Source organism: Galbibacter sp. (assembly GCF_035306585.1).
Taxonomy (GTDB): Bacteria; Bacteroidota; Bacteroidia; order Flavobacteriales; family Flavobacteriaceae; genus Galbibacter.
The window spans coordinates 1-9,600 of sequence record NZ_DATGNU010000101.1 but is presented as its reverse complement, the minus strand read 5'-3'; the positions used below and the strand labels follow the sequence as shown (position 1 = coordinate 9,600).

Genomic DNA, 9,600 nt, shown 5'->3' with positions numbered 1-9,600 from the left:
GTCTTCTTACTGGACTCTTTTCTAAAGTCGAAAACATAAATTAAGAAACCGCCGTATACGAGAACCGTACGTACGGTGGTGTGAGAGGACAGATAGGGAACAATAGTCTTAATAAGATAATCCCTATCTTCCTACTCGATTAAAAGAAGCTTCTTTAAATGATAGAAACGCCTAATATTACCGAGTGTCAACATTCCAAATTTCCCAAGCTGCTTCGGCTTGAAGCTTAAGCATTTGATGACCGTTTACCGCTGTGGCGCCCTTCTCTTGGGCGTGCTTCATAAAGCTGGTTGTTTCTGGATTGTAAATAAGGTCATATACCAGGTGATCTGCGGTGATGTATTGGTAGGGGATCGCAGGCTTGTCTTCTACATTGGGAAAGGTTCCAAGGGGGGTACAATTGACAATTACCTTATACTGCGCTATGACTTCTTTATTTAACTGCTCGTAGCTCCATTTATCTTCCGCGGCAGTTCGTGAGACTTTTTGGCAAGTTAAACCCAATGAATTTAACGCAAATTCTACTGCTTTGGATGCGCCTCCAGTACCAAGAATGAGCGCCTTTTGGTGCCTGCTTTTTAGGTGTGGTGCGATGGAACGCTCAAAACCAATAACATCGGTATTATAGCCCTTAAGGCCATTTTCCTGTACCTTGACCACGTTAATGGCGCCGATGGCTTTGGCTTTAGGATCTACCTGGCTTAAATACGGAAGGATGGCTTCTTTATATGGAATGGTAATATTAAATCCAACTAGGTCATGGGTGTTTTTAACAATTTCCTTGATGTCTTCTATTTTAGGCACATCAAAGTTTACATAACTATGATCTTTAAGGCCAAGGCTTTTAAACTTTTCTGTGAAATACCCCTTGGAAAAAGAATAGGAAATGTTTCTTCCAAGGAGTCCAAATTTTCTACTCATTTGTTCTTGTTTTGTGTCCGTACCATTCAAGCCATAAAACAATGGCAATTCCAAAAATAACAAATCCAATGGCAATCCAGGTCTCAAGGGTATCAAAACTTGGCATATAGCGCTGGTAATTCGCTATGACTTTTTCTCCTGATGAATCTAGTAGGATTTCGCCATTTGGGCTGTATTTATAGATGTTTTGTTTCCAGGGCCACACCACTCCTAGGGATCCTATAATAAACCCTAAAATAATGGATGTGGTACTGTTTTTAAATTTCTTTAAGACATAACTCAGTAGGTGTGAAAGACTTACCAGTCCCACAACAGAGCCAAGAGTAAAGACCGTTAGGATCTTTAATAGTCTGATGCGTTCTGGGCTTTGTATGGGCTCTAAATCCCATTGAATAAGATTGACCAAGGTGTCGTAGAGGGCGTTTACCGAATCCACTAAAAGCAGTACGTAATTTCCGATGAGTATTAGGATAAAAGAGCCAGAGAGGCCAGGTAAGGTCATTCCTGATACGCTAATAATACCACAGAAGAAAACAAATAATAAGTTGTCGTTTTCCTTGGCTGGATTCAAATAACTTAACGAGGCACCGACGATCACTCCAAGAATGCAGAAGAGGATGGTATCTCGGCGCCAATAATCAAAATCTTTGGCGATATAGTAAATCGAACCGAGTATCATCCCAAAAAAAGCCGCCCATACATAGAGCTCTTTTTGTTGAATGAAATAATCCAGTATTTTGGAAACACTGAAAAAGCTCACCACCATACCTGCTAGAAGTAGCGTGAGGAATCGGCCATTTATATAGGTGTAAAAGCTTTTAAAGCGACCATTTAATAAAAGTTTAACCGCCTTTAAATTGAACTTTTGAAAGGAGTAGATAAACTCTTCATAAAAGCCAGCTACAAATGCAACCACCCCACCTGATACGCCAGGCACCTTATTTGCTGCACCCATCGCTAATCCTTTTATAAATAAAAAGAATTTATCCGTTAGTGTCCTAGTGGGTTGTATCATGGTATATTGCTTTGGTTGCTCTGGATACTTGTTGGTGTTTTTTTATGATTAATGAATTGGTCTATGAATTTACTTGTTCTTTACAATGGCTACTTTTTCTAGTAAAAATATGGTTAAAAATCCGACAAATGCCAAGGCGATAGCCCATATTATTTGTGGGTCACCATCGTAATTAAACGGGCTTGTGCTTTGATCGAGCACCACCGTCTTATCGCCGATCTTTTTAATTTCGGTAACGAGTTTCCATGGCCATATCTTATTTAATGATCCCAGAATAAAACCTGTTAGTATGGCTAGGGTGAGATTCTCATAGTGGGTAAAGAGGTATTTAAGCAGCCGTGCAAAGCTCAAAATCCCTACAATTATCCCAAGAATAAATACCCCAATAGTTTTAAAGTCAAAAGCACTTAATGCCCCTAGAATGGTTCCGTAGGATCCAAGGAGGACTAATATGAACGCCCCTGATATTCCAGGGAGGATCATCGCGCAAATCGCTAATGCCCCGGAGATAAACATATAGAAGTATCCTCCGTGTTGATTCATAGCTGGTAGTGTGGTGATATAATAGGCCAGTATGGCGGCCCCGGCAAATCCTACAATTGCCTTTACGTCCCAAACTTTAATTTGTTTTCCGACAAAAAAGATACTGGCAACCACGAGCCCAAAGAAAAAGGACCAAACCATAATAGGATATTCATTAAGGAGGTAGTGTACTAGTTTTGCTAGGGATAAGATACTGATAGCAATGCCCAGAAGTAGGGCAGCCATAAAGTTCCCATTGACATGTTGCCATGCTTTTTTAATTCCTTCTTTCCTTAAAATTGTGAGTGCTTGGAGGTTGATGTTGTTTATGGAGGTAATGAGCTCTTCGTAAATCCCTGAAATAAAAGCAATGGTCCCCCCTGAAACCCCTGGTACCACATCTGATGCTCCCATCGCTATGCCTTTAAGGCAAATAACGAGGTAGTGAATGAATGATCTCTGCATTATTATTTATGTTCTTAGGCGAACAAAAATAGTAAATTTAAATCGAGGGGTTTTTAAAACTACGAATAATATTTTTTACCGCATTTTGATTGTAAACCTCTGGGAATAATATTTCGATGATATCCTTTTCTTCGAAATTGTGCTCGAGTGCTTTTTTTAAGTAACGATCCCCTTTGGAAGGCTCTTGGAGCATATAATACATTCCTGCAATTCGGTATTCGAGATCCGCCTGCTCAGGGTAAAACTCTAAGGCTTGCAAGAGGTAATCTACAGCGATGTCGTAATCGTAGTGTTCCAACATCAAATCTGCCCAGGATAGGTACGTTTGAAGCTCGTAATTGCCTAATTCCAAGGTTTTTTCATAGGCGTAACTTGCTTCGGTGTACAGCATCATATGCGCATTTATTTTGGCACATCGCTTCCAATAAAGGACGTTTTCACTATCGATGTTAATGGCCTTGTTGATGTAATACAAGGCTTTCTCATAGTCCTTTTGTCTGTAATAAAAATCCGTGATGGCGATCCACCCCTTGTCTAAAAGTGGATCCTCATGTACGGTTTTGTAATAAAATTTCTTGGCCAGTTTTACATTTCCTAATTTCTCATGACACTTCCCAATTCTAAGGTAAGCAAAGGAGGTAGGGTCCTCAAGTTCTAGAGTGATCTCGTAATGCTCAATGGCCTCATTGTAACGTTTTAAACGCTCCAGGGTGCGGCCTTTTTCTAAATAGGCCCCCACGAAAGTATCGTCTGAATAAATAGCAAAGTCAAAACACGAGAGGGCTTCCTTGTGCATTCCCTTCATGACAAACTGCTTGCCTAATTGATGCCAAGCCACCTCGCAATACGGGTTTCTATCTAAATAGTCGTTTAAAAACCCAATCGCGCCATCAAAGTCCTCTAAGTAGTCGAAACAATAGATGGCATTGTAGAGCGCAGTGTAATCTTCAAAATCTTCTGAAAGACACTGTATAAATGCATTTTTAGCCGACAAGTAATCATCCACAAACAGGTATTCCATCCCGAGTAAGGAATAGATATCCGAGTTGTCATCGGTCATAGAAAGCGCTTGGCTTAATAGTTCAATGGCCTTTGCGTGATTGTCTTGTTTGGAATATATATTGGCTTTTTGAATGTATATTTCTTCATTGTTAGACTCTAAGAATTGTAGCTCCTCTAAGAGGTTCTCCGCCTGGTCGAATTGATTTTCAAACACGAGGATTTCTACCTTGAGGAGTTTTAGTTCTGTAGAGGCTGGATGTTGTTTTAAACTTATTTGAAGTGCTTTTTTTGCTAAAGATACCTTTCCGATATCTAAATAATGGTGTATAATCTCCTGAAAATCTTCTGAGTCGAAAAAATACACATCATTAGTCTTCAACATGGACTCGAATTTCTGTAATGGAAGGTTATGATCTTCGTGAGCACTAAATGGCATAGGCATGCGTTTTTAGATTCTACGTTAATAAAATTAGGATTTCTAAAGATACTTTTTGGTCTTTTTTCCGCATTGTTATTAACAATTTAGTTAACATTATGGTTTCTCCACTGCTCTAAAATTGCGATAATTATGGCACATCCGTGTTTAATTTCCTGATCCGAAATGGTCAGGGGTGGAGTGATGCGGATCGCTTTTCCTTCAAATAACAACCAGAAAAGAATCAATCCTCTTTTAGCCGCCTCTAGGATGACATAATTGGCAATTTCTTCGCTTTCAACAATAGGAGCCAGCATTAATCCTTTTCCTCTGATCTCCTTAATCAAAGGGTGTACCAAAAGCCTCCTAAAGAGTTGTTCTTTCCGTAAGGTTTCCCTTTGTAGGTTGGATTCGGTTAACTCTTTAAGGGTGGCAAGTGCTGCAGCTGCAATGACTGCATTGCCACCAAAGGTGGTGATGTGTCCCATTTTTGGATGTTGCTTAAGCAGTGCCATCGTGTCAGAACTAGCGGTGAATGCGCCAATAGGCATTCCGGATGCCATGCCTTTTCCAAGTACCAGAATATCGGGAACAATGTCATAATGCATAAAGGCAAATAACTTGCCAGTGCGTCCAAAACCGGGTTGAATTTCATCGAGGATTAACAGGGCGCCTACTTGCTCGCAGCGTTTTTTTACCTTTTTCAGGTAATGGTTTATGGGTTGGATAAATCCGGCCCCTCCTTGAATGGTCTCTAGAACCACCGCTGCGGTCGCCTGGGTAATTTTCTCAAGATCCTGTTCATTATTGAATCCAATGTGCTTAATCCCTGGAAGCAGCGGTCTAAAAGCCTGGGTGCGTTCGGGATAATCCATTAAACTTAGGGAGCCTTGGGTGTTTCCGTGGTAGGCTCCTTGGGCTGCGATGATCTCACTTCGTCCAGTGGCGCGTTTGGCAAGTTTCATAGCACCCTCCATGGCCTCTGTTCCTGAATTTACCAAATAGGTGGTCTCTAGGGGCTCTGGAAGTTGCCCGGCTAGTAACTTGGTGAGTTCAACAGCGGGTGATTGGATGTATTCCCCATATACCATCACGTGCATATAGGATGCGGCCTGTTGTTGAACAGCCTCAACGATTCTTGGGTGGCTATGCCCCAGGGTATTTGCTGAGACTCCTGCGACAAAATCCAAATGTGCTTTTTGATTGTGGTCGTAAATATAGGATCCCTTTGCGTGTGATACTTCCAAGGCTAGGGGACTGGGTCCTGTCTGCGCTTGGTACTTCAAAAAATCCTCCTTCATTTTAGCTTCTTTATGGTTCTTGCTCTGCTGTGAGAGCAGCGTCATTTTCGTTCTCTTCTTCTATGTTTAATTGTTGTTCCTCAGGGGCTAGGTTTGGATTCTCTAGATCAATCTCATGATTGACTCCTCGAATTACGGGGAGTTCAATTTGGTTGTCCTCTGGGGAGAACAGGTCTTCAACCCCGTGAATCATCTCATCGCCTCGCCAATAGAATCCCCTAAATTTTCGTGCGTTCACAGGCATTTCTGAGTCGGGATAGATCTTTCCTTCTACGTTGATAAAGGAAGTGGTATTATCAATTTCATTATGCTCCATGATCATCTGTATGAGTCCACATACTCTTTTGTCAATACCGACAAATTCGTCGTCGTCATTCCATAGGTAATAAATCAATTCGGCATTTTTAATAATATTGACCACCCGAAGTTCATTTTCTTCAAATAGTCCGTAGAGTGTTTTTCCTTTAATTTGGTTGTACCCTTGTTTTATGCTGTCTTTAAATTTTACCCCACTCAAGGAATCTTTTTGAATAATAAAGGCATTATTCCACACCTTTAAGGAGTCCAGTTTTTCAGTCTTGGTATTGGATACAATGTGGATGCTGTCTCCTGTCATTTGAGTGTTTCCGCTCCAAAGCACTGGCATATAAGCCGATAACTTGTTTTCGGGAGCTCCTGGCGGGATTGGAGAAATTAGCTGAATTAGACCTGTTTTCTCATCCGTGTGAATGGAATCGCATTTACCACTGAGATCAGTTTTAAAAAAGCGCGCATCTCGAAAGGCTCTAATAACACGTTCATTTTCCTTACCGGTTACCATCAGGGTATCGGCGTGAATATACATGGAATCCTTTTCATAAAGGGTAATCGCTAAGGCTCTTTTGGTCACTAGCACGGAATCTTTGGCCTTATAGACCTCGGCGTAGTGCCCTCTTAATACACCATCGTTGACCGTATCGATCACCTTGATATTATTGGTGGCGGAGGCAAATTCAGTGGTCTTGTCAAAATATAAACTATCGCCATAGATAATACGCTCGCTATAATCGATCCTAGTGTTTTTTAGGCCATAGCCCTGTTCGGCCACCGTGTTGTAAAACCCGCGTTCAAAATACATTTTGTAATCCTCACCAACGATGGTACTGGGGCCATACATATAGGCGTTTTTGGATATGGTATAATAGTCCATTCTGGCGGAATTCACCGTATAATCAGGATGGGTGATCTTGACATCGGTTTTAAATTCGTATTTGTCAATATCCATATAATAGCGCCCTTTAATACTAGTAAGGGTGTTGGCGCTGTCCTTTATGGTTCCAAAATTTTCGTAATAAGCCTGTTGGGTTTCCCTGTTAAATTCAAGCTCATCGGTGGTCAGTGTCATACTGTTGTTTCGAAGGATCACACTGTCCTTAGCGATGGCAATTTTGGTTTCTCCATTGTACTCCACATAAGCGCTGTTCATTCGAATGGAATCGCCTTGTTGGAAATAGACATTGCCATAGGCTTCGATCCTGTTATCGGCCCTATATAAAACGGCTAGATCGCACCACATATCGGCGCCTTCATGACGAAACTGTACTTGTTGCTTTTCGTCTTTATTAAAAATGGTCGCTCCTGGATAGCGCTGTTCATTTAGGTTGATGTCTCCTCCGTATACAATTTCAATTTTCTTTTTTCCCTCTGTATTTGGTGTCTGTGCAATTAAGGGGATACAAAAAACAAATAGGAAAATATGTAAAATGGTCTTAATCAAAGTGATTCTAATTTTGCACCAAAAATAATGCTTTTTGGAGTAGTTAAAGTTAAGTTTTAACGAATTTAAGCAAATGCAGTGTTTTTTTTAAATTTTTCAACTTCTAGTTCGATTGCTCTAGGATTTGTTGAACTTCGGCTTTTAAGATCGGGAGCAAGTCTGATTTAAACCACGGGTTGTTTTTTTGCCATAAATTATTTCTGGGGGAGGGGTGCGGAAGCGGGAAATAATCTGGTAAATACTCATGGAAATCTTTTACTCGCTGGGTTAAATTCTTGTGATCTAAATTTTTCAAATAATACCCCTGGGCATATTGCCCAATTAAAAGAATCAGTTTGGCCTCAGGCATTGCCTGTAGTAATCGCTTATGCCATAATGGTGCACATTCTTTTCGAGGGGGGAAATCACCCGATTTTCCAGTACCTGGATAACAAAATCCCATGGGCATAAGGGCAAATAAATCTTCATTGTAGAAGGTCTGGTTATCCACGCCCATCCACGCTCTTAGATTGGCACCACTAGCATCGTCCCAAGGAATGCCGCTTTGATGGACCTTTCGACCAGGTGCTTGTCCTATCACCACGATCTTGGATTTGGTACTGGCTCTAATAACGGGATTTGGAACATTGGGTAGAAACTTATCACAATGGGTGCAGTTTCGAATGTCCAATAGTAGCTTTTGCATGCACTTATTTTCTTTCTACTTTTTTGAGTTTTAAAACAAAGCAATTCATTGATCGTTCTAATGGTCTTGATTCCCATGAATTACTTACAATTTGTGGGGGTAAGAGGTGCTAAAATGTTGTTAAACTTGCTATATGGGTCAAAAAACAAAGCCGATCCAAGGGATCGGCTTATGCTTAAATTTGTGTAAAATATATAACCTAAATATATCGTATTTAACTACCTATGAATGGTTTGGGTTCTATCCGGCCCAACAGAAACAATCTTAATAGGCACCTCAAGTTCTTTTTCTAAAAACTCGATGTAGTCGTTTAATTCTTTTGGAAAGTCTTTTGCAGAGTCAAGTTTGGTAAGGTCTTTAGCCCAACCTTTCATCTGTGTATACACAGGACTTAGATTTTCTGGTTCGATGGTATAAGGCAAGTGCTCAATAATTTCTCCCTTGTATTTGTATGCGGTACATACCTTTAGGTTTTCAAAACCGCTAAGTACATCCGCCTTCATCATCATCAGTTGTGTTACTCCATTGACTTGAACAGCGTATTTTAAGGCAACCAGGTCTAACCATCCACAACGTCTTGGCCTTCCCGTTACTGCGCCAAATTCGTTTCCGATTTTAGCCATTTTTTGACCTACTTCATCAAATAATTCTGTAGGGAAAGGACCGCTACCAACTCTAGTGGTATAGGCTTTAAAAATACCAAATACTTCCCCAATTCTATTGGGTGCTACTCCGAGTCCAGTACAAGCTCCCGCAGCCGTAGTGTTTGAGGAGGTCACAAATGGATAGGTTCCAAAATCGATATCCAACAGGGATCCCTGTGCGCCCTCTGCAAGGATCGTCTTGTTATTTTTTAAGGCTTGGTTTAAATATTCTTCACTGTCGATAAATTGCAGGGTTTTCAGCTCTTCCACTGCCTGGAAAAACTCTTCTTCTAACTCCTCTAGGTTGTATTGAATTTCTACATTGTAGAAATCAATCATAGCCTGATGTTTATCGGCTAGTGCTCGATAGCGTTCTTTAAAATCTTCTAGTTCAAGATCCCCTATTCTAAGACCATTTCTACCTGTTTTATCCATATAAGTTGGCCCAATCCCTTTGAGTGTGGATCCAATCTTTGCTTTTCCTTTTGATGCTTCCGAGGCGGCATCCAATAGACGATGCGTAGGGAGAATTAGGTGTGCCTTTCTGGAGATAATAAGTTTTGATCTATAATCAATATCGAATTGTTGAAGACCTTCAAGTTCCTTGACAAATACAACGGGATCAATTACCACTCCGTTTCCGATAACATTTATGGAGTCCTGGTGAAAAATTCCAGAAGGGATGGTTCTTAAAACGTGTTTGATGCCGTCGAATTCTAAAGTATGACCAGCATTAGGCCCTCCTTGAAAACGGGCAATAATATTGTAGTTTTTGGTGAGAACGTCTACGATTTTACCTTTTCCTTCGTCTCCCCATTGTAGTCCTAGTAGTAAATCTACTGCCATTGTCCGTAAATAAAATGATTAATTTTTT

Annotated in this window: 8 protein-coding genes; all 8 read right to left on the bottom strand. The window is 40.7% G+C overall.

The window, feature by feature from the left end; all coding sequences use genetic code 11:
- Positions 1 to 177: 177 nt before the first annotated feature.
- Positions 178 to 921 carry a shikimate dehydrogenase family protein gene (locus VKY50_RS09860; protein ID WP_324301360.1) on the bottom strand — a complete coding sequence of 248 codons (744 nt, stop codon included), beginning with the start codon at positions 919 to 921 and terminating at the stop codon, positions 178 to 180.
- Positions 914 to 1,936 carry a DUF368 domain-containing protein gene (locus VKY50_RS09855; protein WP_324301358.1) on the bottom strand — a complete coding sequence of 341 codons (1,023 nt, stop codon included), beginning with the start codon at positions 1,934 to 1,936 and terminating at the stop codon, positions 914 to 916. Before VKY50_RS09855 ends, VKY50_RS09860 begins: the two co-directional genes overlap by 8 nt.
- Positions 1,937 to 2,005: 69 nt before the next feature.
- Positions 2,006 to 2,923 carry a DUF368 domain-containing protein gene (locus VKY50_RS09850; protein ID WP_324301356.1) on the bottom strand — a complete coding sequence of 306 codons (918 nt, stop codon included), beginning with the start codon at positions 2,921 to 2,923 and terminating at the stop codon, positions 2,006 to 2,008.
- Positions 2,924 to 2,960: 37 nt separating this feature from the next.
- The gene (locus VKY50_RS09845) at positions 2,961 to 4,361 is read right to left on the bottom strand and encodes a tetratricopeptide repeat protein (RefSeq protein WP_324301354.1); all 1,401 of its coding nucleotides are present in this window, start codon (positions 4,359 to 4,361) and stop codon (positions 2,961 to 2,963) included.
- Positions 4,362 to 4,447: 86 nt separating this feature from the next.
- Positions 4,448 to 5,641 (bottom strand): aspartate aminotransferase family protein, encoded by a 1,194-nt coding sequence (locus tag VKY50_RS09840; RefSeq protein ID WP_324301352.1) that lies wholly within the window; start codon positions 5,639 to 5,641, stop codon positions 4,448 to 4,450.
- A 10-nt stretch (positions 5,642 to 5,651) separates the two neighbouring features.
- Complete coding sequence (locus VKY50_RS09835; RefSeq protein WP_324301350.1) at positions 5,652 to 7,397, bottom strand: OstA-like protein; 1,746 nt, start codon at positions 7,395 to 7,397, stop codon at positions 5,652 to 5,654.
- A 103-nt stretch (positions 7,398 to 7,500) separates the two neighbouring features.
- On the bottom strand, positions 7,501 to 8,082 hold the full coding sequence (locus tag VKY50_RS09830; RefSeq protein ID WP_324301348.1) for a uracil-DNA glycosylase family protein: 582 nt from the start codon (positions 8,080 to 8,082) through the stop codon (positions 7,501 to 7,503).
- A 218-nt stretch (positions 8,083 to 8,300) separates the two neighbouring features.
- A complete protein-coding gene (locus VKY50_RS09825; protein WP_324301346.1) occupies positions 8,301 to 9,572 on the bottom strand; it encodes an adenylosuccinate synthase in 1,272 nt (423 codons plus the stop codon).
- Positions 9,573 to 9,600 lie beyond the last annotated feature (28 nt).